This window comes from Pseudanabaena sp. 'Roaring Creek', assembly GCF_001402795.1.
In the GTDB taxonomy this organism is placed as follows: Bacteria; Cyanobacteriota; Cyanobacteriia; order Pseudanabaenales; family Pseudanabaenaceae; genus Pseudanabaena.
This window is the reverse complement of the sequence record NZ_LIRE01000241.1, coordinates 1-23620: the sequence shown is the minus strand read 5'-3', so window position 1 is coordinate 23620 and position 23620 is coordinate 1. Positions and strand designations below refer to the sequence as shown.

The following is a 23620-nucleotide window of genomic DNA, read 5'->3' as shown; positions in this document are numbered from 1 at the left end:
ACTGTGGCTATAGCGTAAGTAGCTAAGAGTCAAAATCTGTAGCGCACGCGCAGCGTGCACTACAGATTTTGGATTTTTATATTTAGTAGCGCCAAGCTACTGAATCAATGAAATAAAAGCTACAATATATTAAAAAATGTAAATTTTTTTGTAGTTTCCCTACTCAACCATCTCAAGTCTATGAATGAATTTGCCAACAAACTCACTGAGTCCATTCAGCCCATTGCCGACCAGTTCAAATCTCTGCCTATCCCCGCCTCGGTAACTCATTGGGGTCATCCCTTGTTTATGGCGATCGTCATTTTTGCGATGGGATCGTTTGTAGCAATCTCAGGATGGCGCAGCCGCACTACAACGGACAATGAAGTAGCCATTAAGAATAAAGCCGATCATCGCAAAGTAGCGCCGCTAATGACCGTCTTCTTAGCAACAGGATATACGGGCGGACTATTATCCTTGGTGATGCAGGGAAAACCTTTACTAGAAAGCCCTCATTTCCTTACGGGCTCCGTAGTATTGACCTTACTAGCCATCAACGGCACGATCTCGCTCACTGGGTTTGGAGGCAATCAACCCTTACTGCGTAATGCCCACGCTTACCTCGGCAGTGCGATCGTCGTACTTTTAGTCGCCCATGCTTTATTAGGGCTAAAGCTCGGTCTTTCTATCTAAATCTCCACATCTCATACCAAATTAAGAAATGGCGTAGCCATTTCTTAAGGGGCTTGCGATTTAATAAAGTACCAAATATAAAACCAGAATCATTGGGGCGGCGGAGCCGCCCCAATGATTCTGGAGAATCTAGAAGTGTGATCACACTTTCGTGAATTAGTATCAGCCCTCCCGCAAAAGAATATAGCAATGCAAGTTTTGCTTACAGCAATTTTCGATCAAAAGAACCACCAAAAAACTTTTGAAAATGTCACTAAACAGGACTTTCAAAAGTTTTCTGGGTTTGAATTTGAACGCAAAGCGCTGTAGGACAAAAAACAAAAGGTGAGTGAAAGGTGAGTAGCAGCCCTTCGCGCCACATCTCACCTTTGGGATGAGGAGAAAGATTATCTCTCTTACATTCTCCTCTCCCGTAGGAGAGTGGTTAAGGACAAATCGTATAGCCCGATATCTGACCTATTGCCTCTTCGATGACAATTGCTATACCAGCCTATATGGGTTAGTATTTGCGATAATTAAGCACACTTATCCTGCGATCGCCACATATGGAAAACTGGGAATTTTTGCTACAACGCAAAGGTGACAAGTCCTGGTTGCCCCTAGAGTCTCCCACCGTTGAGATTTTAGAAGGGCAGTACCGACTTGCTGCACGCTCTGCTTTAGCAAATGCACTAGTTGGTATCGCGATCGCCTATCGCCCCCTCGCCGATGTCCGCCATCAACCACTTCAACAAAAAATTGTAAAGCGCATCAGCCACGATGGATTACTGATCGTGATGCCCTACACCAATTTTGTTCCTGGACAATGGCAAATTGATTGCTTAGCAACGGAATCCAATCCCGATTCTACTGATGCAGAAACAGTAAATACCAATATTCCTCCTGCATGGAGAAAAACAGTCAAGTTTGATGTAATTCAAATCTCGTCAGAAGCTGGTTCTGATTGGCAATATAGCGATCCTGAAGAAGCTCTAGAAATAGCAACGGACATCCCCCAGAACTCCCATACCAACGCATTGGGGATCATCCAAACAGAACCAACTCCTCTCAGTTATAGCTCCCCCATTCTCGATATTGCCGAGCAGCGATCGACCGAACTAGTGCAATCAATGTTTGAGGAGTTTGCGCTGTTTAATGATGACGAGCTTGGTGACGAGCTTGATGACGAACCTGATAATGAACTTGAGGACGAGCGGGAAGACTCTGCACAAGCTAAACTGCCATTAAAAGGCAGTCTAGGCGATCGCTCAAGAGCTCGCTCTAAAGTAGAGTCTACTCTAGAGAAGACAACCACACAAGAATTATCCCCCATCGCGCAAACTGACATTCCCCATCACCCCCGTATCTTACTGCGCCTCAAACAACCTCAATACATCATTAATGAGGACAATAGCTTTAACCTGACTGGAGATATCTATACTCAAGGCGAGCTTGAGGTGACCCTCAAAGATCCGCAAACCCTTGAGGTTTTAGTCAGTGAGCGCTACTTGATCGCTGATTCTCGCGATCGCAATCCTGTGAATGGAGCCATTCCCTTCAAATACCAGATCCAAGTTCCTCCACCATCAGAAATTCAAGTACTGATTGGAGAAGTACAAATCCATCCCCAACAGGGCTTTCAACAACATCAAGGCTTACGCGATCAGGGCTTGCTCGATCAGGGCTTGCTCGATCAGGAGCTATTTGTTTGCCAACAGGCGATCGCGGTTTCCTATCCCGCATCAAGAGTTCTTCCAGAACTAATTAAAGAAGCTCAAAAACAGAATTCCGAAAATAACTCTCAGGATTATTTACAACTAACGGCATCGGGCAATGATGATCCTAGTTACCCACAGATTCCCCAGAGTTTTCCACAGGCATCCCTCGCACCTGAAAATCAACCTACCCCGCCATCTCCAAAAACTAAGTCTAACAATTTCCTTAGTTTGCCACCTTTGCCTTCTAATAAGCCCAAAGCCACTCAGGGAGAGCCACAACGCCCTGCTAATGCCTTGTCATTACCTCCTTTACCCCAACTGCGATCTCAAGCAACAGATCAAAATTTTAGTGACTCCAGTTCCACCATTGACGAGGATCTTCCTCACAGTTTTCCACAGGTAGAGGCTCCCCCTGATCAAATAGATTCCAAATCCGATCTGACCAGTTTTGAGCTAACCAATATCGGCATTATTGATGGTAGCGATCGCCAAAATCGTCCGCTTCTCAATGATAAAGAACCTGAGTTGTATTACAGTTTTGAAGAAGATCTCCCCCAAAACTACGAAGAATTACTCGAACAACCAAGACTAGAGACATCCTTGGGTAATGTGGGCAATAGTCAACTACCCCTCATTAAAGATCTCCCTCCCCAGCAGACAAACCATCGTTTTCTCAATAAGCTGCAAACACTATCTGCTGATGCGATCGCTGCCCAAAAAGCTAGCCAACGCACTGAGGAGCTATTACTCGATACCTATACCAGCGATCCATTACCCATAAATGAACCGCTGGAAAATACGGCTGCGTCCATCGATCTCGATAATCCCGATCGAATCCGAACGATCTCCGAATCCACAAGTCTGGCGGAATTAGATCGCGAACTTGACGTACAGCTTGATCGCCTTCTGGATTTTGAATCCGATCTAATCCTCAATGAATATGTTTGGGAAGAAACCACCGATCCCAATGCTTTCCCTGTGGGTGGATTGTCTGGCTCCAATGCCAGTGCTTACGCCCTAACGGAAACGGCTAAAACTATCCGTAACATCCAAGAATCTTCTCCACAAAGCTTTTCAGAACAGGAACCGATTCCGATCCCCGAACTCCTCATTCCTGCTGGGGAAATCATCTCAGGTACACCAATGCTGATCACCGTGCGTTTACCCGTACTCACCACCAAGTTCTTTGTGAAGTTCTGGATTAAAGATTTACAGACCCGCATAATTGTCGATGGTCCTCGCTGGTTGTTGGACTTTAGCGTAGTTCCGAATACCGAGTTTATCGAAACCCGCACGCATATCTCGATTCCTCTCAGTAGCATTGATGTTGCCTTTGAAGCGATCGCGATCGAAGCTCAAACCCAAAGGGAAAGTCACAAAGTTCGAGTTACTCGCGCAGTCACTCCTCCCAACCTCGCCCAAGACATCAATTTTGAAGAGCAATAGATAAAGTGATTGCAAATCCAAAAGACAAGTGGCGGCGCTTCGCGCCGCCACTTGTCTTTCTCTGGTTGACGTATGGAAACCTTATGGTTGACTTTGTAACCAATAGTAGGTTGCCATGGGCAACAAAGTTGCCAAAATCAGCAAAATAATCACCACCACATTCGACGAACTCGCCTCCGTCTCTTCTCTGGTTGCATAGTTGCTCGTCTCAGTTTCTTCTACTGCTAACAGAGGAGCCCCTGGATCAGGATTCCCCTTTAACACTATTTCCAGACGCGCAAAGCCTTCATTCACGGCTTGGTTATAGTTTGACTTACGGGCGGGATAGAGCATCGTCTCATCCGCGATACTATTAGCAATACTATCGGGCAAAACTTCTTTGACCTTAGCCCCAGTCTGAATCGCTGTACGGTGATCTTCCGTCGCCATAAATAGCAACACTTGATTGGATTTCTCAGCATCCGTTGGAAACCATTTATCAAATAGCTCCGCTGCAAACTCTGAAGCAGGTTGACCGAGATCGATCCGTTGGATGGCTAGCACATGCACTTCAATTCCTGTTGCTTCAGCTATTTTTTCAGCTTTACCAGCGATCGCACTTTTAGTGAGCGCACTTAATACCTCCGAATCATCAATTACCCATGTCTGCTCAGTTAGTTTTTGGATCTCTGCTAAGTCAGGAATATCCGACACCTGCAAAGCGAAGACATTACCAGTGAATAAATTAAAGCCAAGGGCTAAGGCGATCGTCCCCAAAAATAGGCGACTAAATAAATTTTTAAGCAGCATTTTAATCACATTAATCACAAAATTTTTAACCTATTTTTAAAACTATTTTTTAAACCAAGTCCATTTATTTCCATTTTCAACACTATATCAATCGAAAAGGTAGTCATCAAAAAACACAAGTAAAATTTCATTTCTTCTCAACCCTAAGCCCCGATCGCTAATGCCGCGATCGGGATCTCCCGACGAAATCCACAAACAAGCAGATGGTTTTTACTCGCCATAAATTCTTATTATCAAATTATTATTAATTTTTTTTAAGCAGCCCTCAAATGATTTTTTTATAAAAATATGCATTATTTATCTGTGGATAACATTAGATCTTGATAGTTTGCCTGTGGAAAACCTGTGGAAAACTCTAATTCATCTGTGGAAAAACAGGCAATATCTGGGGAAAACTTTTAAATAAATGTGGAAAACTTTTACTAGGTATTTATACCCTGTGGAAAACTAGCCATTTTTTCCACAGGGTTTTCCACAGGTGGAAAATCTTAAAAGACTTGCTGAATATACTTTTCTTTGGGTTTTCCACATTTTCCACAGCCCCTACTACTACTATTAAAGATTTTTTATTTCTTTAAAGAGTAATAATTAGATCGAGTGAAAAAAAAATGAAAAACAAAAATTAATTTTGGCAATACAAAAATTGCTAACGATGTTATGATTGGCTTCCACAAATCAAAAAACTAAAAACTAAAAAGCTCCTATTGAAAAATTAAGTTTAAACAAGTTTAAAAGTTTTATTTTTAGCTCGTTTTTTGAGCTCGTTTGCCGAAGCTATGCGTAAAGTATTCTCCAATACATTTCCCAAGAGAGTTTAAAATCTCCAGAATCCTCAAAATTTAAAAAACTCACTTTAAGTAATTTAGTTTTAATTTAGTTTTTTCTGCCAATGTCAAGTTATCTAGATAGCAAGTGCAAAATACGGTTAACCAAACGATTAACCAATTTGGTGCGATTTGGCACTTGCCAGAATTAACCCTTTGGGCAAATCTAAACTCTAAAACTCCAGTTCCCAGTCTTAAAATCCAAAACTAGATTCTTCCATTGGTCAGAGAATACAAGAGAATACAGAAGTTATTCAAAATCTAGTTTTAGTCTCCCATCCCCCTATCTCACGTTAAAAATTCCTCTGTATAAACTATGCGACTAGTCTGCCCCCAAAACCAACTCGCTGCTAATCTTGCCCTTGTCGGTCGTGCGGTCGCATCTCGTCCAACCCACCCGATCTTGGCTAATATCCGTTTAGATGCGGACAGTTTAACCCAAAGCCTTGGCATGACTGCCTTCGACCTCAATCTAGGGATTCAGGTTTCTTTCCCCGCCCAAGTAGTAGAGGCGGGATCGATTACGCTGCCTGCAAAGTTGCTCAACGATATCGTTTCGCGGTTGCCCGATGAAGACATTACCATCAATGTCGATAAGGACAATACGATGGTTTCGATTGTCTGTGGTTCAGGACGCTACCAAATGCATGGCTTGCCCGTGGAAGAGTTTCCCGAACTACCGCAAATTGGCGAAGATGGCGAAACCACCTATCTGCCCGTAGAGGCGATGTTAAGCGGGCTTTCTTCCACCTTGTTTGCGACTTCCGCTGATGAGACGAAGCGGATTTTGACGGGGGTACATCTGACGGCTAATGCCGATCGCCTTGAGTTTGCGGCTACCGATGGGCATCGACTTGCCGTGGTACAGACAGGGTTTTTAGATGCGGATGAGCCTCCTGTGACCGAGGATACTGTCACGACTAATTTGGAAGTAACCATTCCTGCAAGGGCTTTGCGGGAGCTAGAGCGAATGCTCAATCAGCAAACCGAGGGAGCGATCGCCGTTAAATTTGATCGCGCCAATATGATTTTCCAGAGTGCTAATCAAATCCTCATTTCTCGTTTGTTGGATGGTACTTATCCCAACTATCGGCAATTGATACCCAGCCGATTCGATCGCCAAGTTACCTTAGAGCGCAAATTATTCCTATCTGCCCTAGAACGCATTGCGGTACTGGCTGACCAAAAAAATAATATTGTTAAAATCTCTGTTGATTCTACTGGGCAAGAGATTTCTTTGTCCGTTGAGGCTCCTGATGTTGCCGCAGGGAGAGAATCTTTACCTGCCCAAGTGTCGGGTGAGGATGTAGAAATTGCCTTTAATGTTAAATATCTGCTGGATGGCTTAAAGGCTTTGCCAAGCAATGAAATTCAAATTCAGATGAATAACCCGACTAGTCCTGCGGTGCTTGTGCCTATCGGCGCAACTAAAATGACCTATCTGCTTATGCCTGTACAGATACGTAACTAGATTTACGATATCACCCAAGAAGAGAATAGCAGCGCATTGTAAGAGATAGCTAGAATATAAAACCCCAAAGATGAGTGGCGGCGCTTTGCGCCGCCACTCATCTTTGGGGAATACTAAGTTAAAGCCCCACCTTTACTTTCTCAGTTTTATGTCTTAACTTTACAAGCGACAGCTATATCGCAGATAAAAATCCTGTAAACTTAGTTGAGTATGGACTTCTTACCACCGCCTTCAACTCAACTGCCACCTCACTCCCAAGCTGAGGTGAGACGGGCTAACTTTAATCAGACGTTGTCACCACTGCCAACGCTCGATCTCCGCATTGCCAGATTGCCTGTTGAATTGCCAACAGAGGTGCGATCGCAGTTGCAGCTTTTTTTTGATACCCTGCCCGATCCTAATTCGCTTGCCCAGCAAATTAACTCGACCCTAATTGCTCAAGCAGGTCCTATCAAACCCAATAGTCTGCCTAAGCCCAAGCCTAGGGATAAACCACGTCCGACTCTGCCACCGCGAGTAGGTGACAAGTTGAATGTGGTGAGCGATCGCCAAGAGTATGACGTAAATACACAGGTGTTTTTGGCTGAAGGCAATGTGGTAATTAATTACAAAAAATCAGAGCTGAAGGCCGATCGCGTTCGCCTCGATACGAAAACTCAGGAGGTTATCGCTGAAGGTAATGTATTTTTTACCAGAGGCGATCAAAGGCTTCGCGGTACTAAGCTTACGTATAATTACGGTAATGTTAAGGGCGAATTACTCAAGGCTTCAGGAGCTGTCGATCTTGGGAATTTACAAAGTTCAGAAGTTTCGCGATCGCCTGCGGATGTGGCGACTAACTCAGTGACGGTATCCGTTGGGGGGACTGGGGATGCGAATGAAGGAAGAGTGCGGCGCATTGGCTTTATTGCCGAGCGGTTAATTATCGACGGAGATAATTGGACTGCGGAAAACTTACGGGTTACTAACGATCCCTTTACCCCTCCAGAACTCGAATTGGTAACAAGCAAAGCGACTCTGACTCCGATTTCTCCAACTCAAAACCGCCTCGAACTCGAATCGCCCAAGATTGTTTTTGATCAGGGCTTTTCTTTGCCATTACCCGTTAATAGTATTATCCTCGATCGCTTTCAACGCTTTGCTCCTGCGCTAGTGGGATTTGATAAACGCGATCGCGATGGGATCTATTACCAGCAAAGTTTTGATGTCATTACCCAGCCTAATTTAAGCTTGCAGGTATCCCCACAATTACTCCTACAACGGGCTTTCTCTAGCCAAAGCGGATTTTCAGGGTTTGATATTTTGGGGATTGTGGCGACCTTAAATGGCGCTTTTGATGATGGACAAACTCTGTCGGCGCGAGCCAGTTTCTCAGGGTTGAACTTTTCTAAAATCGATTCTTTATTACGGTTTAATGTCAGCCATCAGGTTCCTGTGTTTGGCAATCATACCTTGGTGTCTCAATACGCCTTTCGCGATCGCGTTTACAATGGCTCGTTGGGATATCAGGATGTGAACAATATTCTTGGGAGTACCTTGATATCCCCTACCTATACTTTAGGAGATTCCCAAATTTCCTTTAACTATCAAGTCGCAGCTCAGTTGGTGGGAGCCGTGCGTGACGATATCCAACCCAGTACGATTGGTTCCCTAATCCGATTGCAAAGTGCTGTCGTGCTCAGTCGTGCTTTTCCCCTTTATCGGGGCGAAGCGTTGCCAGCCGAAAAAGAAACGGGATTGCGCTTCTCTCCAAAGCCTATCGTGCCGAGGTTAGATGCTTTCGTGACTGCCCAAGGTGTCAATTCTCTCTATTCCAATGGAGCTAATCAAGCAGTTTTGTATGGAACTATTGGTTTAGCTGCGGAAGTTGGTAATTTTGCCAAAGATTTTCTTGACTATACTGGTTTAACCTTAAGCTACACCCAAGCCTTCTCTAGTGGTAAATCGCCCTTCCTGTTTGATCGCGTTGCGGATAACAGATCGCTTACCGCTGGAATCGTACAGCAAATTTATGGACCACTTCGCTTTGGCATTCAACAAAGTTGGAGTTTGGATAGTGGCAACCTATTTGATTCGGTATATTCTCTCGAATATGCAAGGCGTACCTATTCTGTACTGATACGATACAATCCCAATCAGGGGTTAGGGGAATTCCTCTTACGGATTAGTGATTTTAACTGGACTCGTCCTCCCGATAATGTGACGACTATTCAAAATGGAATAGAACAGCGTAACTAGTAAATAAAAAGCCCAAAAGATAAGTGGCGGCGCTTCGCGCCACCACTCATCTTTTGCTTTTTGTGAATTCGGGATAATTTGAAACGGGTTTTGAGAAAGGTTTTGCGTAGCAAAACCTTTCTCAAAACCCAAAAGTAAAAGCCTTGCTACGCAAGGCTTTTACTTTTGGGCTTTTAAAATTTGTCAGCTTAACTCGAACTGACGTTTTTTTAGGCAGGAACGAATTTTAGAGAAACTCCATTCATGCAGTATCTTTGTCCAGTGGGATTAGGACCATCATTAAAGACATGCCCCAAATGACCGCCACATCGACTGCAATGGACTTCAACCCTTTGCATGAATAATGAATTATCGACGGTAGTACCAATTGCTCCTTCGATGGGTGCAAAAAAGCTCGGCCAACCTGTATGGCTATTAAACTTTGTGTCAGAGGTAAATAGGGGCAGATCGCAGCCAGCACAATTATAATTACCTTTGCTATATTCCTTATCTAGGGGGCTAGTAAAGGCTCGCTCGGTGCCATGCTTCCGCAAAACTTTAAATTGCTCTGGCGTGAGGATTTGTTTCCATTCTTCTTCGGTTTTCATGATTTTGTATCTTTTAGTTGCTTGATTGAATTGATCGGGTGAATTTGTGTCTACGGCGATCGCCGTATTGGTTGATGGCGATCGCCAAAACTGTAATAGCCATGAACCACCAACGACAGCGGCTCCAGTGAGCAAAAAATTTCTCTTCTTCATGGTTAAATTTAGTGGTTTGTATTACTTACGTTGCAACCCTTAGGATTGGATTAAGTGTTGGATTAACAACTGCTGAATTTAAAGTTGTAACAGCCACTACGATTTACAATCTAGTTTATAATTGTAACAATACTTAAAGCTGAGAAATCACTTCAAACTTTAAAAGGTTAAACAACAATGGCATTTGAACTCCCATCTTTACCCTACCCCCAAGATGCTCTTGCGGCTTCTGGTATGTCTGCTGAAACTCTATCATTTCACTATGGCAAGCACCACAAAGCGTATGTTGATAACCTCAACAACTTGATTAAGGATACCGATCTTGCTGATAAGTCCCTAGAGGAAATTATCAAGATTAGCTACAAAGAAGGCAAAGCTGGAATCTTCAATAACGCCGCTCAGGTTTGGAACCACACCTTCTACTGGAATGGGATCAAGCCTGCTGGTGGTGGCGCTCCTACGGGTGCTTTGTTAGATGCTATCAATGCTAGCTTTGGCAGCTTAGATAACTTTAAAACCGAATTTAAAAATGCTGGTGCTACTCAATTTGGTAGCGGTTGGGCATGGCTTGTGGCTGAAGGCGGTACATTGAAAATCACCAAAACCCCTAACGCTGAAAATCCTCTCATCCACGAAGGTCAAGTTCCTTTATTGACAATGGATGTTTGGGAACATGCCTATTACCTCGACTTCCAAAATAGCCGTCCTAACTTCATGGCTAATTTCGTCGAAAAGCTAATCAACTGGGATTTTGTTGCGGCTAACTTCGCGGCTGCCTAGTTATAAACCTTGCATAGCGCTATTGTAAAAGAGAAGCCTCGCATCGCGAGGCTTCTCTTTTTGTTGGGGCAATGTAAAATAAAGCATAAGCGATCGCCTATTTGCGTCTCTCGGTGAATACCATGCCCCTACTGCAAACCAAAACGCCCCTAGATACTTGGCTAGCTATGCCTTGGGAAGAATTTGTTAATATTGCCGATGCCCCAGACTCTAGCAAGCTGAAAAGTTACTATTACAACGGCGAGATGAGGTTGGAAAATATGTCCACAGGCTCCGATCATTCCAAAGATCACATGACTATTATTTTGAGTGTTGGTGTATTTGCAGCTTTGCGAAATATACCAATCAATGGACATGATGGCTGCTCCTATCGCAAAAAAGGACATACAGAATTTCAGCCTGATGCATCTTACTACATTGGTGACAAAGCCGATGTCATATCTTGGGGAACCCGAATCATTGATTTAGATCAATACCCATTACCCGATCTTGTTATTGAAATATCAGATACCTCTATCTCCGATGACTTAGGCACAAAACGCTTGCAATATGAGGAACTCGGTATTTCAGAATATTGGATTGTGAATGTTCAGACTATGCAAATTTTTGCTTTTACAATTGCGATCGATGGTAGTACTCGGCGGATTCGGGAATCGCTAGTATTGTCGGGACTGAAGTTGGAAATCTTGGAGCAAGCGCTGCAACGCAGTCGGCAGGAAAATCAGTCAGCAACGACTGCATGGTTAATGGAACAGTTTAGATAGAAGATAGTGGCACGCCACTATCTTCTATCTCTTAAAACGTTAGTACAGTGCGAATGGCATCGCCTCTGTGCATCATATCGAAAGCCTCATTGATCTCCTCAATCGGCATTACGTTCGTAATTAGGCTATCAATATCAATTTTGCCTTACATATACCAATCGACAATCTTAGGAACGTCAGTCCGTCCCTTTGCGCCACCAAAGGCTGTGCCTTTCCAAACGCGACCTGTGACTAATTGGAATGGACGGGTGCTGATTTCTTGTCCTGCGCCTGCGACACCGACGATGACGCTGACACCCCAACCTTTATGGCAGCATTCGAGGGCTTGACGCATGGTTTGGGTTCTGCCGATGCATTCAAAGGAGTAGTCTGCGCCGCCTTTAGTGAGATCGACGAGATAGGGAACGAGATCGCCTTCTACTTCTAAGGGATTCACAAAATGGGTCATGCCCATTTTTTCGGCGAGGGCGCGTTTTTTGGGATTAATGTCTACGCCGACGATCATGTTTGCGCCGACCATGCGACAGGCTTGGATTACGTTTAAGCCGATGCCTCCTAGACCAAAGATCACGACATTGGAACCAACTTCGACTTTAGCGGTGTTAATTACTGCGCCGATGCCTGTGGTTACGCCACAGCCGATGTAGCAGACTTTCTCGAAGGGGGCATCATCGCGGATTTTTGCTAGGGCGATTTCTGGGAGAACGGTGTAGTTTGCAAAGGTGGAGGTTCCCATATAGTGATGGATTTTTTCGCCATTGATGGAGAAGCGACTGGTTCCATCGGGCATTAAGCCTTGTCCTTGGGTGACGCGGATTGCTTGGCAGAGATTGGTTTTACCACTGAGGCAGTAGGAGCAGTTGCGACATTCGGGGGTGTAGAGGGGAATGACGCGATCGCCTGCTTTGAGGGAGGTGACACCTGCGCCGACTTCGACGACGATACCTGCGCCTTCATGTCCGAGGATGGCGGGAAATAGTCCTTCGGGGTCGGCTCCTGAGAGGGTGAATGCGTCGGTGTGACAGACTCCTGTGGCTTTGATCTCGACGAGGACTTCCCCTGCTCTGGGGGGATCTAGTTGGACGGTCTCGATTTTGAGGGGTTGTCCTGCGGCGAAGGCGACTGCGGCTTTTACGTCCATGAATCTTATGATGTCCCTGAGTTTATGGCTGACGATGTATTTGAAATTATATCGCGATCGCCTTTTAGTTGTTTTACACCAAATGTTTATCTGCCGATTTCAATAATTTGTTGTAATGAGCTTTGCAATGCCTGTACATCCACAACCTCTAATTTGCCAAGTCTTTTAATGACAAGCTGTTTCTCAAGGGTGGTAATGATGGGCTTAATCACTGAAGATTTTAATAGCCCTGCTTTTGACCATTCAGTTATGAGCGTTTCACCAAGCTGCAATGGTGTTTTGACTTGGCTGGTGACGGCGATTAGGAGTATGTCTGGTTTTGACTGATTGTAGCTATCTGAACTGATAACGATTGTCGGGCGTTTTTTCGTGGTGGTTTGATCGGTGAAGGGGAATGGAACTAAAAGCACATCTCCAAAGTTATAGGTTGTCATATTCTGCATCTTCGGGGTTGTCCCATACTTTTGAGAAGCTGGCTTCTGAGCGTTTGGCAGCAGTCATGACTAGATTCTGCTCAGAGTTGGTTTGACGTTGATAGAGAAAGTCGATAAAGTCTTCTACTTCTGTAATTTTGTCAGATGACAGGTTGCGAATTTTTTCTAGTAATCTTTGTTCAATTGTAATTGTAGTATTCATTGTTTTTATCTCATTTTGAATTTGGCTATATCCATTTCATCTGCAATATATCTAATAAAATTTGACTTACATCTGTTGATATTAGTGTAGCCCATCTGCTAAAAAATAAAAATGGGGTAATAAATTCATAGACAAATGTTATCAAGGTGTAGATATCTGACCGTTTAGGTAACGAAATCTCAAATAGAAAGAACTGTAGGGGCAAAGCATTCCCGCAGTAATCTATCAATTTTTGCGATCGCCTTGTTTTGGGAATACTTTGCCCTTAATCTTGTAATGTAGGGAAAAGCGATCGCTGAAGGTGGTGAGGTCAAGCAGAGATAGGCGATCGGTGAAGGCGAAGAGGGCGTAGCATTTGCGGATTGGGGCTATCTGTCAGTGTTCGAGATTGTGGCGCAAATGCTACGCCCCTACGTGACGGAATAATCAATGCAAATTTTTTCCTTTTTCCTTTCTACTTTTTCCTTTAGTTCAGGATCTTTTGTGCCACTTAGCCTAGAGGTTTTCACATGAATGGTGTCATGACCTTTGCTATTGAGTAATGTTTCTAAACTTAAGGGGCAATCTTCATCAATCAGGAATCTAATGCTCAACTTGCTTTCTCCATTGGATAGATGGTTTCATAGTTTAGAATCTCTGCGAAGTATGCTAGGGATGTAAGGATCTGCTGTTGGGTAACTGCGTATTCTTGCATGACTTCTTCGTAGCTCATGCCTCCAGCGAGGGAGCCAATGATAATCGCAATGGGGATGCGTGTTCCTTTGAGGACTGGTTTGCCATGTTGAATTTCAGTATCGATAGTAATGGAATCATGTAAGCTGGTGTTCATTATTTATCTCCTGAGTCAATGTTTGCATAGATGGAAATTGCGATCGCAGTTAAATGCTTGGTTTAATAATTATATTCCATTCGCTAATAAACTAGATATTGTGGAATGGGCGCAGCATTTGCGGATTGGGATTATCTGCTGGTTTTCAAGATTATGGCGCAAATGCTACGCCCCTAAGGAACGAAATAATCAATCCAAATTTTTTCCTTTTTCCTTTCTACTTTTTACTTTCTAAAAGTTGTCTGTCGCTTTCAGAAACATTGGGGTTATTGGTGAGGTATGGACGAAGCCAATCGCAGGCTTCAGAAATTGCTAACTCTGGATCTAAATCCCATATATTGATGGCGTTGTTATAACTACCAGATGCGATGGTTTTACCATCGGGAGAAAAGGTGATACTCCAAACCCCATTGCTATGATTGGTCAATGTCTGTAGTTCTTTACCATCGAGATTCCATAATTTAATGGATTTGTCATAACTACCAGAGGCGATAGTTTTGCCATCAGGAGAAAAGGTAACGCTATTAACCTCACTACTATGCCCTGTGAATGTCTGTATTTCTTTCCCTTCGATATCCCATAATTTGATGGTTTTATCATAACTACCAGAGGCGATGATTTTACCATCAAGAGAAAAGACAATGCTATTAACCCCACTGCTATGCCCCGTGAGTGTCCGCAGTTCTTTTCCTTCGATATCCCATAATTTAATAGTTTTGTCAGAACTGCCAGATGCGATAGTTTTGCCATCAGGAGAAAAGGCAACGATCCTAACCCCATTGCTATGCCCTTTGAACATCTGTATTTCTTTACCTTCAAGATTCCATAACTTTATGGAGTTATCATCACTGCCAGATGCGATAGTTTTGCCATCAGGAGAAAAGGCAACGCTCAAAACCGCATTGCCATGCCCAATAAGCGTCCGTAGTTCTTTCCCTTCAAGATTCCATAATTTGATGGATTTGTCATAACTACCAGAGGCGATGGTTTTTCCATCAGGAGAAAAGGCAACGCTATTAATCCCACTGCTATGACCCGTCAGCATCCGTACTTCTTTACCTTCGCGATTCCATAACTTTATGGAGTTATCAGAACTGCCAGATACGATAGTTTTGCCATCAGGAGAAATGGCAACGCTCCTAACATCATTGCTATGACCTCTGAACATCTGTATTTCTTTGCCTTCAAGATTCCATAACTTTATGGATTTGTCAGAACTGCCAGATGCAATGGTTTTGCCATCTGGAGAAAAGGTAATGCTCCTAACCCTGTTGCTATGCCCAGTCAGCGTCTGTAGTTCTTTACCTTCAAGATTCCATAATTTGATAGATTTGTCAAAACCGCTAGATGCAATAGTTTTGCCATCTGGAGAAAAGGCAACACTCCTAACCTTATTGCTATGCCCAGTCAGCGTCTGCAGTTCTTTACCTTCAAGATTCCATAGCTTGATGGAATTATCATCACTGCCAGATGCGATAGTTTTACCATCAGGAGAAAAGGCAACGCTCAAAACGTCATTGCTATGACCAGTTAGCGTCTGTAGTTCTTTACCTTCAAGATTCCATAATTTGATCGTTTTGTCAGAACTGCCAGATGCGATGATTTTACCATCAGGAGAAAAGGTAACGCTCAAAACTGTACTATGCACATTTAGCATCTGTAGTTCTTTTCCTTCGAGATTCCATAATTTGATTGTTTTGTCAGAACTGCTAGATGCAATAGTTTTGCCATTTGGAGAAAAAGCAATGCTCAAAACCGCATTGCTATGTCCTGTCAGCGTCCGTAGCTCTTTCCCTTCGAGATTCCATAATTTGATGGATTTGTCAAAACTACCAGATGCGATGGTTTTGCCATCGGGAGAAAAGGCAACGCTCCTAACCCCATTACTATGTCCCGTCAGCGTCTGCAGTTCTTTTCCTTCAAGATTCCATAGCTTGATAGAGTTGTCAAAACTGCCAGATGCGATGATTTTACCATCAGGAGAAAAGGCAACGCTCCTAACTCCATTGCTATGACCTTCAAGCCGATTAGCTTCGCGAATGTTATAGATGACTTCCCAGAATCGCCCAAAGGTTCTCCCCTCAATATAGTTAGGAATAATCTTGCGGATATTAGGATCGAAGATGCGCCTTGCTGCTCTTAATCCTGCCACCATCGCGTCTAGCTCCTTATGGGCAAGCCAATAAGCTTCGCAGGAAATACTTAAAGCTTCGATTTCGGCAATTTCAGCACGTTGGAGTTCTTTATCTTTCTCTGCTAAGGCGTTATCTTTCTCAACTAAAGCCGATCGCAACTGTTCTTTGGTCATCCGCAACTCTTCCGCCATACCGAAGACATATTTTTTGCGAATAAAGCTAACCAAATAATCATGAATCAACTGAAAACGGTCATCAGGCGAACTACTCACCCGAAAAGCAAGCCCCGAACCAACCAGAACCGCCAGCACTAGCGAGAGATTTTCTGCTTCGTTGAGAGGTTCGATCCCCTTAAAAAGGGGGACTTGGCTTAACTCTCCATGCCTCACAAGGGAGACTTGGCTTAACTCTTCTCCCCCCTTTTTAAGGGGGGCTGGGGGGGATCGAAAACCATTATCAGATCCCACCCCCAACAACTCCGCCGCAAGTTCCGCTTGCGTCTTTTGTGGACGCTTCTCCTCATTCCCCGTCAACGCATACAACACCCTCTCCGCCAAATCCTTATTCGCTACCCCACAATCCCGCACCACATTTTCTAACCACCGCTCCACCAACACCTCACTTGGCTTACGTCCCCTACTCTCAGAATTATTGTGATATGGTCGGCGCGAAGCCATATCACTGCTAGTCAGAGCCAGATATTGCTGAAGCGTAGAAATAGGAGGATTCTCTGACTCCAACTGCGCCCCCACCACCTGCAACTCAATCGGCAAAATCCGCAACTGCTCACCACTCAAATCCGTCACAAGGCGATCGATTAACTCAGGCTCCAAACGTAACTGCGATCGCTTAGTCAAAGCCTCGATTACCTGTCGCGCCTGATCCTGCGTAAAGTCCCCCAAATAGTAACGAATCTGCTTGCCGAGAATGTCGTTTTCTACTTTTTCTAGATCTACCGCGCGATCGCATTCCAATAAATAATGCAGATAGTCCTCCCGCAGAGACAGCACCACCCGCACGAAATCCGTATGCAAGCAAGCCTTAAGGAACTTATAAAACGGCAGGCGATCGCGAAAATCTTCCTTCTTAAAAAAGAAATCCTCAAACTGATCGAATATCAATACCGTCAAATAATTCTCATCAATATTCCGCTTGAAATGATGAATCGGATCGATATCGCGATCGCGATTGGGAAAATAATTCTGTAACTGCCGCCGAATTTCACCACTCCAATCCTTATAGGTATTGACGGCTAAAACTAAAACCCTGCGCCCATCAAAGCTTTCCCTGAATCTTAAAGCAGGAATCACCCCACCACTCAAAATCGAACTTTTCCCCGCCCCCGAATCCCCATGCACTACAGTCAAGGGAAATCGCGCCTGACCGATGCGATCGACCAAGTTCTTCACATCTGGCATTCTACCCGAAGCCTCAATCTCTTGAGCGATCTCATCGGGTGGCGGCGCTACATTCGTATAGGGATCGGGATTATTTCCTTCTCGTTTAGGATTCAGCGTACCTGCACCAATAAAAGCGCGTAGTCCATACTGCTGCTCCACCGATCGCTGATGTTGTTTGGTTTCAAAGGCTTCTAGGTATCGACCTGCGGCGGTATAGAGCGATCGCAATTCTCTTAAAACCGACACGTAGATCTGAGCGTCGTACTGATGCCGCCAGCTAGCTTTTACGCCCTCTAATCTCGCGATCGCCCCTTGGCGATCGCCCAATCCCTCCAAAGCCCTTGCTAACCAGACTTCATACTTTCCATAGCCATAGCGTTGGGAAAAAGTTAAATTCGATAACTTCAACGCTTCCCCTTCGCGATAGAGCGCTAAAGCTGATTCGGCAAACTCTTTTGCAGCGCGATAGTCCTTTGCTGCGAGTTTGACTGAGGATAACATGGCGAGATCGTGGGCTTCTCTCAATTGATTGGGGTAGATTTGCCTCAGCGCTAAAGCTTCGCGAGCGAGAGTTTCTAGCCCCTCACTCTGCAATTCTTCCATTGTCACCGTCAAAAAATTAATATATATTGCTACCAAATCCCAACGATCCAATTGACGGAATAAGTCAATACTTTGGGCAAAATATTCCCTCGCAGATTCATAAAAGGGATGCTTGTGGTAGCGATCGCTAAAGGCGAGCCCGAACTCGCACATCCCCAATTGCAACTGACAAATAGCCTGCTTGAGTCGATCTCGAACTGCAAAAATTGCCGAGCATTTTTTTAAAAATTCTTTCGCTTTTGCGATTTCCCTATTGGTGAAAGCAATGCATCCAAAGGCAAAATTTAGGTTGGCTCGTAATTCTGGAGCGATCTCGCTCTCTTGATTTTCCAGTTCAGCGATCGCTGACATCAGTTCAAAATGTTGCGAACTAGGGGAGGTTTCTGTACTGAGAGCCGTTTCTCGTTTATCAATGTCGTGAAAGAGCGCGAACATTGCCTCCGTTGATTCTCGTACTAACTCCTTTAGTTCTTCTACCCCAAGCTGAAAGGCGATCGCTCCTGCTGTCGTCCAGTTCGCCAGATCGCTTGCCTCACGAGTCAAAATATCCTGAGTGCGATCGTTCATCCACAGTACCATCGGAAATTCCAAACAATTGGCAAATTCCTCCCGCACCCGATTTGCTGATTTCAGAACTACTTCAATTTCCGTAACCGCATCTAACCCCAATACCATTAATACCTTGGGTTTCTGCTCAGTTGGCAATCGATGCACCTTGTCCATCAATTCCTGAATCGGTGCTAGCAAAGTTTTAGTATCAGGTTGCAGTTCAAGTATGGCGATCGCTGTTTCTGGCAAATTATTTTCGGCTAATTGCGATCGCAAGTCTTGCAATACGCGCTCCTGCAATACGCGATAGTTACATAAAGCGATCGACAATGAAAACCCTTGCGCTAGCTGGATAATGCGCGCCAACCTCTTTAAAGATTTTTGATTAACATCAGTAACACTCATTGTTTTGTTCCTTACTAATGCAAGACCAATGCAAGACTAATGCAAGACAGATCCAAACTAACGAACTTCAAAGCCAGTTAAGATCTTTTCTAATAGACGAGACAAAGAGCCTTCAACATCAGCGTAATCTGTAGATATGCGATCGAAATATTGTTTCATCATTTTCAAATCAGTTTTATCGAGATTTTTAAGATCTCGCAAGGTATCTCTCACATTGGCAAGCTTGACATCAACCATTCCTCTTTCTGAAACATCAGGGCTTGATAGTTGACTAATACTGGTACTAATCCTTCCATGGTTGTTTTCTAATTGATTGATAAATCCAGATACGATTATGTCTATTTCCGTTAATCGAGGTGCAAGAATTGTTAACTCCGACATTTTATCTGCTAAGGCTTTGGAGACTTTTATCTCAGAAATTAGCGCCGAATAAGAACGAATCAGTTGTGCCATTTTAGGAAACCCAACTGTAACTGACTGTTCTAGACTAGCCACCTTTTTTTGTAAAGCCTCAACATTGCTACGACCAGCAGGTAGAAAAAGTGATACAGGAATTTTATCTACCAATGATTTTGCTTCTTTAATCCCCTGTAAGACTGAACCTGCAAGGGTGATAATATCGCTCGAGGGCATCATAGGTTGCTGGCTCATAAAATGAAGTTCTCAATCTATAGTTTAGTTTAAAGCTATTCCCTTATACAAATCGCGGCTTAATTTCCAATACGACGATAAAGCTGCCACCTTGGTATATATTTGTCCTTGCTTCTCAGGATCTAACGTTGCTGCTATATCATTACACATTTCATAGATTTGGTTTGCCAGATTAGATGCCTTATTATAATCACGCTGGGAGAGATATTCTTCATATTGATGAGACGATTGATTTAAAGCATTAACAATTGTGGCATCAACAAATTCTTCCAAGCCTTGAATATTTTGGGTCTCGGATTGATTGGACTCCTCATTTAGATTGATATCTTCAACCACGAGGGGATTGATATCAAACCAACTTTCATTTTGATATTCATATTCAAATACCAAAAAACTTTTAATCAATTTCTCATAATTATCTTCGCCCCCAACTCGTTTTTGGTTTCGGACATTTTGAATTAGTTCCCAAATCTCTGGGGTTATATTTTTAGTGTTTTGACTGCGCTCTTGGCTGATAATACTTTCTAACAAATCTAAGGTAATTGGCGGATCTTCCTGCTGTAGACATGCAGATAGCAAACGCAATAAATTACGAACATGCCCACCAGTGACTTGACATAAACGATCTAGAATTTCCAGTTTCTCAAATACTTTACTAATTAGCTCAGTTTGGGTAGAGCCATCAACAGCATGGGGAAATGCCCTGAGCATCACAAATCTTCGGAGTAATGCCATACCTTCTTCGCATATGCTTCCATTGGCGAATCTCACTGGAACCATTGGCAAGATTTTGATATCCGTTCCAAAACGATCCCTGACAATTTCCCTATCTTTAGAAAAAGTCAATCGTAAAGGAACTGTATAGATCATATGGCAATCTAACTTGCGCAATTGATCGCCCCGTTCGACAAACAAATATCCAGCCCGTGACTGCTCTTTAGGATCGAGACGATTTTCGATGCGATCTAGATTATCGACAATGACCACTAATCCTCTCACTCCCCTTTGCTTGAGCTTTTCCTTTGCAGGAGCGAGCAACTCTTCGTTGATCGAATTAATGATGTTGTTAGTCCGTGCTTCTAACCGTTCGTGCATTTGGCGGCGCAGAGATGGACTGTCTTTTGCCTGAGAAATTAGCGCGGCAATTCCTTCTGATAGTTTGAAAGTTTTACTCAAATCTACTGAATTTTTTAACAGGGATTGAATATCTTTAATGTCTTTGAGTTCGTCAAATAATTTTTTGAAATAGGATGGAAAGATATTTATTTCTTGTTTGTCTAAACTGGCACTGATTTGTCCCACGATCGCTAACAGCACATCACTAACATCAACATCACTCAGTTCCAACTGGCGATCGCATTCAAAATAAACTACATGAAAATTTTGCTGCTCCAGTAAATATTTCAACCGCAAAAGCTCCGTTGACTTGCCACAGCCGATATGCCCAGTAAATAATTGGCAAGTCGCCTCATCGGGAGCAATCCGCGCGATCGTGCGTACCATGCTCTCAATCAGTCTTGCTCCGCGCACTGCTGAAAGATCGACATAATAACTCCGATCCTCTTCATTTCCCGAATCGAGAGGATGCGTCGGGTTGCAAGCCTTATAAAATCGCGAAAGTTCGAGATCCATAGTCGGATTTATAGGATGAGGATGAACCATATCAAGTGCCGCCTATCCTAATATAGCGGATGTAATACCAATTCACGAGAGTGTGCTAACACTTTTGTGAATTAAAAACCAAACCCAGTAAGGGTTTTAAAAGTACAAAATGACAGAGCCATTTTGTACTTTTAAAACCTGCCTATGAAAAATTGCTAATCGCCATAGATGTTATACTTTGACTTCAGCTTTCGGTTTTAGTGAGGAGCAGTCACTAAAAGTAATGGGGAAAGATTGGTGCAAATCCAACGCTGTCCCGCAACTGTGATTTTCTGTTGAAAAGCAGAAAAAGTCAGAACGCCCGCCGAAGCTCATTTCAAATCCATAAATCTACATCTACGAGGTAATAGATGAAGTTAAAAGATAGTGATTGGCAAGGCAATTTTGGCTATTGGCAAAAAAGCTTTATTCACGCAAACCTAATGATGATCGGCTATGCGGCATGGCAAGGCTTTTTGCAGCATGGTCGAGGAGTCGTGTTTTGTGATGTCGATCGCAATGCGATCGCTCCTAGTAACACAGGCTTAGAAGTTACCCAATTCAAATCTCAATTTGTTGCTGAACAAGAATTAATCTCTTCAATTCAAGCTTTTTCTCTCGATCAAGAATTGATCGCTATTCTTGTGCAAGCCGTTGGGAATTATGCCCCAGACAAAGAGATTGTTCTCCTGATGAAGATGGAGCAGCATCTCGAAATCAATCTTTTCCAAAATCTGAAAATCTTTCCCCCCGATTGTTTTGAGCAGGTTAACCGACGTTGGGAAGAGTTTCAGCCTTGCTTAGAAACATACCCTAAATGAGGGTTATACCCATTCCCAAAATGGCAACGCCATTTTGGGAATGGGTATAACCTGACTGAGTTTGGTGTTTACAGCAATTATCGATCAAACGAATCACAAGGAAATTCATGAAAGCCTTGCTTAGCAAGGCTTTCATGAATTTCCTTGGCTTGGGTTTGAGCGCAAAGCGCTGTAATTCACGAAAGTGTTGTCACACTTTCGTGAATTGGTATTAGATAAGGACGGGCGGAGCTTTGCGCCGTTCGTCCTTTGGACTTAGTACAGCCCATAGCGAAAACTGCTATATTTACTAATCTATGAACAATGTAATTCGCTACCAAAACGCTGCACTGCAATATTACCGAGATTTGACAGGCTCTTCCTATCTTCACTATGGTTATTGGGAACCAATTCCATCTCCCACAGATGAGTTGACGGTTACCAAGTTGCGTGTAGCTCAAGAAGCCTACGCGACCCATCTTCTCGCTTTCCTTCCCACCGATATTCATTCCGTATTAGATGTTGGTTGTGGCAATGGAGATAATGCTGTAGCGATGATTGAGAAAGGTTTACAAGTTGAGGGACTTGCTCCCGATCCACTTCAACAAGCTAATTTCTTGGAACGTACCAAGGGAAAAGCTTTATTCCATATTGATACCTTTCAAGAATTTGTGCAAGCGCCGCAAAAGTATTCCACACAACTTACCTACGATCTAATTCTATTTAGCGAAAGCACTCAATATATGTCGCCAGAAATGATCGCAGAAGGTTCGGCTGTGGTGGTGAAATCTGGCAGTTATGTGCTGTTAGCAGATATGTTACGGAAAGATCCTGAATATAAGGAAGGAATGTTCTCTAACTGTCTGATTAATGCCGATCTGCATAAATCAATGGAGAAGGCGGGATTTAAGTTAGTCAAGACCGATGATATTTCGGCACATATTGCTCCAACTTTGGATATCTGCGTGCAAAGCTTCCAAACCTTTGGCGTTTCGACCCTGAAATATATCGGCAATCTAATCGCGATCGCAGTTCCACCGATCTATAAAGTTATGCGTTACTTCTTTGGCAAGTCAATCAAAAACTTGATTACGGAAGGGCTTAATGCCTCGACTCTTTTTCACAAGCATCTCTGCTATGAGATTCAACTTTGGCAAAAGCTATAGCAACGAAGCCCAAAGATGAGAGGCGGCGCTTCGCGCCGCCTCTCATCTTTGGGCTGTTGATTTATCCTATAAGTAAGAGCGTGTTTGAGAAGTTAAGCGAGGCGTTTGAGGAGAATGTGAATCATGCCGACATAGAAAAAAGCCTCAGAAGTTTCAGGTAAAAGTTCGTACTCTCTTGTCAAACGCCGAAAGCGAGAAAACCAAGCAAAAGTACGTTCAACCACCCAGCGCTTTTGTTGGACA

Annotated in this window: 19 protein-coding genes, 1 pseudogene and 1 riboswitch; of the genes and pseudogenes, 8 read left to right on the top strand and 12 right to left on the bottom strand. The window is 43.6% G+C overall.

Annotation, left to right across the window (positions count from 1 at the left end; translation table 11 throughout):
• Window positions 1-180 precede the first annotated feature (180 nt).
• A complete protein-coding gene (locus tag AC805_RS08235) occupies window positions 181-672 on the top strand; it encodes a DUF4079 domain-containing protein (protein WP_055074978.1) in 492 nt (163 codons plus the stop codon).
• A gap of 545 nt (window positions 673-1217) precedes the next feature.
• Window positions 1218-3815: a hypothetical protein gene (locus AC805_RS08230; protein WP_055074977.1), complete on the top strand. Its 2598-nt coding sequence runs from the start codon at window positions 1218-1220 to the stop codon at window positions 3813-3815.
• An 81-nt stretch (window positions 3816-3896) separates the two neighbouring features.
• On the opposite strand, the gene AC805_RS08225 is transcribed toward AC805_RS08230, so the two are convergent.
• Window positions 3897-4604: a photosystem II repair protein Psb32 gene (locus AC805_RS08225; protein ID WP_055074976.1), complete on the bottom strand. Its 708-nt coding sequence runs from the start codon at window positions 4602-4604 to the stop codon at window positions 3897-3899.
• Window positions 4605-5744: 1140 nt separating this feature from the next.
• On the opposite strand from AC805_RS08225, the gene dnaN reads away from it, so the two are divergent.
• Window positions 5745-6899 carry a DNA polymerase III subunit beta gene (gene dnaN / locus AC805_RS08220; protein ID WP_055074975.1) on the top strand — a complete coding sequence of 385 codons (1155 nt, stop codon included), beginning with the start codon at window positions 5745-5747 and terminating at the stop codon, window positions 6897-6899.
• Window positions 6900-7109: 210 nt separating this feature from the next.
• Window positions 7110-9137 (top strand): DUF3769 domain-containing protein, encoded by a 2028-nt coding sequence (locus AC805_RS08215; RefSeq protein ID WP_055074974.1) that lies wholly within the window; start codon window positions 7110-7112, stop codon window positions 9135-9137.
• Window positions 9138-9346: 209 nt separating this feature from the next.
• Here the strand turns inward: AC805_RS08215 and msrB are convergent, their stop codons facing one another.
• The gene (msrB, locus tag AC805_RS08210; protein WP_055074973.1) at window positions 9347-9877 is read right to left on the bottom strand and encodes a peptide-methionine (R)-S-oxide reductase MsrB; all 531 of its coding nucleotides are present in this window, start codon (window positions 9875-9877) and stop codon (window positions 9347-9349) included.
• Between the two features lie 177 nt (window positions 9878-10054).
• Here msrB and AC805_RS08205 point away from each other — a divergent pair, with 177 nt between their 5' ends.
• Both AC805_RS08205 and AC805_RS08200 read left to right on the top strand, forming a co-directional pair.
• Window positions 10055-10657, top strand: a complete 603-nt coding sequence (locus AC805_RS08205; protein ID WP_055074972.1) for a superoxide dismutase — start codon at window positions 10055-10057, stop codon at window positions 10655-10657.
• 122 nt (window positions 10658-10779) lie between these two features.
• Window positions 10780-11421 (top strand): Uma2 family endonuclease, encoded by a 642-nt coding sequence (locus AC805_RS08200; protein WP_055074971.1) that lies wholly within the window; start codon window positions 10780-10782, stop codon window positions 11419-11421.
• 31 nt (window positions 11422-11452) lie between these two features.
• Here the strand turns inward: AC805_RS08200 and AC805_RS08195 are convergent.
• The 8 genes and pseudogenes from AC805_RS08195 to AC805_RS08160 form a co-directional block, all read right to left on the bottom strand.
• Window positions 11453-12562, bottom strand: a pseudogene (locus tag AC805_RS08195) (S-(hydroxymethyl)glutathione dehydrogenase/class III alcohol dehydrogenase).
• A gap of 86 nt (window positions 12563-12648) precedes the next feature.
• Window positions 12649-12996: a type II toxin-antitoxin system PemK/MazF family toxin gene (locus tag AC805_RS08190; protein ID WP_055074970.1), complete on the bottom strand. Its 348-nt coding sequence runs from the start codon at window positions 12994-12996 to the stop codon at window positions 12649-12651.
• Window positions 12983-13198, bottom strand: a complete 216-nt coding sequence (locus tag AC805_RS08185) for a DUF2281 domain-containing protein (protein ID WP_055074969.1) — start codon at window positions 13196-13198, stop codon at window positions 12983-12985. The genes AC805_RS08190 and AC805_RS08185 overlap by 14 nt, the downstream gene beginning before the upstream one ends.
• 410 nt (window positions 13199-13608) lie before the next feature.
• Window positions 13609-13791 carry a DUF5615 family PIN-like protein gene (locus AC805_RS24585; protein ID WP_072143560.1) on the bottom strand — a complete coding sequence of 61 codons (183 nt, stop codon included), beginning with the start codon at window positions 13789-13791 and terminating at the stop codon, window positions 13609-13611.
• Window positions 13788-14027, bottom strand: coding sequence for a DUF433 domain-containing protein (locus AC805_RS08180; protein ID WP_055074968.1), 240 nt, complete (start codon window positions 14025-14027; stop codon window positions 13788-13790). Before AC805_RS08180 ends, AC805_RS24585 begins: the two co-directional genes overlap by 4 nt.
• Window positions 14028-14244: 217 nt before the next feature.
• Window positions 14245-19119 carry a WD40 repeat domain-containing protein gene (locus AC805_RS08170; protein ID WP_055074966.1) on the bottom strand — a complete coding sequence of 1625 codons (4875 nt, stop codon included), beginning with the start codon at window positions 19117-19119 and terminating at the stop codon, window positions 14245-14247.
• Between the two features lie 57 nt (window positions 19120-19176).
• Window positions 19177-19770 carry a hypothetical protein gene (locus AC805_RS08165; protein ID WP_055074965.1) on the bottom strand — a complete coding sequence of 198 codons (594 nt, stop codon included), beginning with the start codon at window positions 19768-19770 and terminating at the stop codon, window positions 19177-19179.
• Window positions 19771-19794: 24 nt separating this feature from the next.
• Complete coding sequence (locus tag AC805_RS08160; protein WP_231662508.1) at window positions 19795-21432, bottom strand: ATP-binding protein; 1638 nt, start codon at window positions 21430-21432, stop codon at window positions 19795-19797.
• Window positions 21433-21607: 175 nt separating this feature from the next.
• Window positions 21608-21756, top strand: a riboswitch (cobalamin riboswitch).
• A gap of 26 nt (window positions 21757-21782) precedes the next feature.
• On the opposite strand from AC805_RS08160, the gene AC805_RS08155 reads away from it, so the two are divergent.
• Window positions 21783-22232, top strand: a complete 450-nt coding sequence (locus AC805_RS08155) for a hypothetical protein (RefSeq protein WP_055074964.1) — start codon at window positions 21783-21785, stop codon at window positions 22230-22232.
• On the opposite strand, the gene AC805_RS26755 is transcribed toward AC805_RS08155, so the two are convergent.
• A complete protein-coding gene (locus tag AC805_RS26755) occupies window positions 22225-22368 on the bottom strand; it encodes a hypothetical protein (RefSeq protein ID WP_156341349.1) in 144 nt (47 codons plus the stop codon). The two genes, AC805_RS08155 and AC805_RS26755, sit on opposite strands and share 8 nt — an antisense overlap.
• A gap of 160 nt (window positions 22369-22528) precedes the next feature.
• Between AC805_RS26755 and AC805_RS08150 the strand changes: the two genes are divergently transcribed.
• Window positions 22529-23377 carry a bifunctional 2-polyprenyl-6-hydroxyphenol methylase/3-demethylubiquinol 3-O-methyltransferase UbiG gene (locus AC805_RS08150; RefSeq protein ID WP_055074963.1) on the top strand — a complete coding sequence of 283 codons (849 nt, stop codon included), beginning with the start codon at window positions 22529-22531 and terminating at the stop codon, window positions 23375-23377.
• A gap of 92 nt (window positions 23378-23469) precedes the next feature.
• On the opposite strand, the gene AC805_RS08145 is transcribed toward AC805_RS08150, so the two are convergent.
• Window positions 23470-23620: transposase (locus tag AC805_RS08145; protein WP_156341348.1), on the bottom strand; the 151-nt coding region annotated here is incomplete at its 5' end.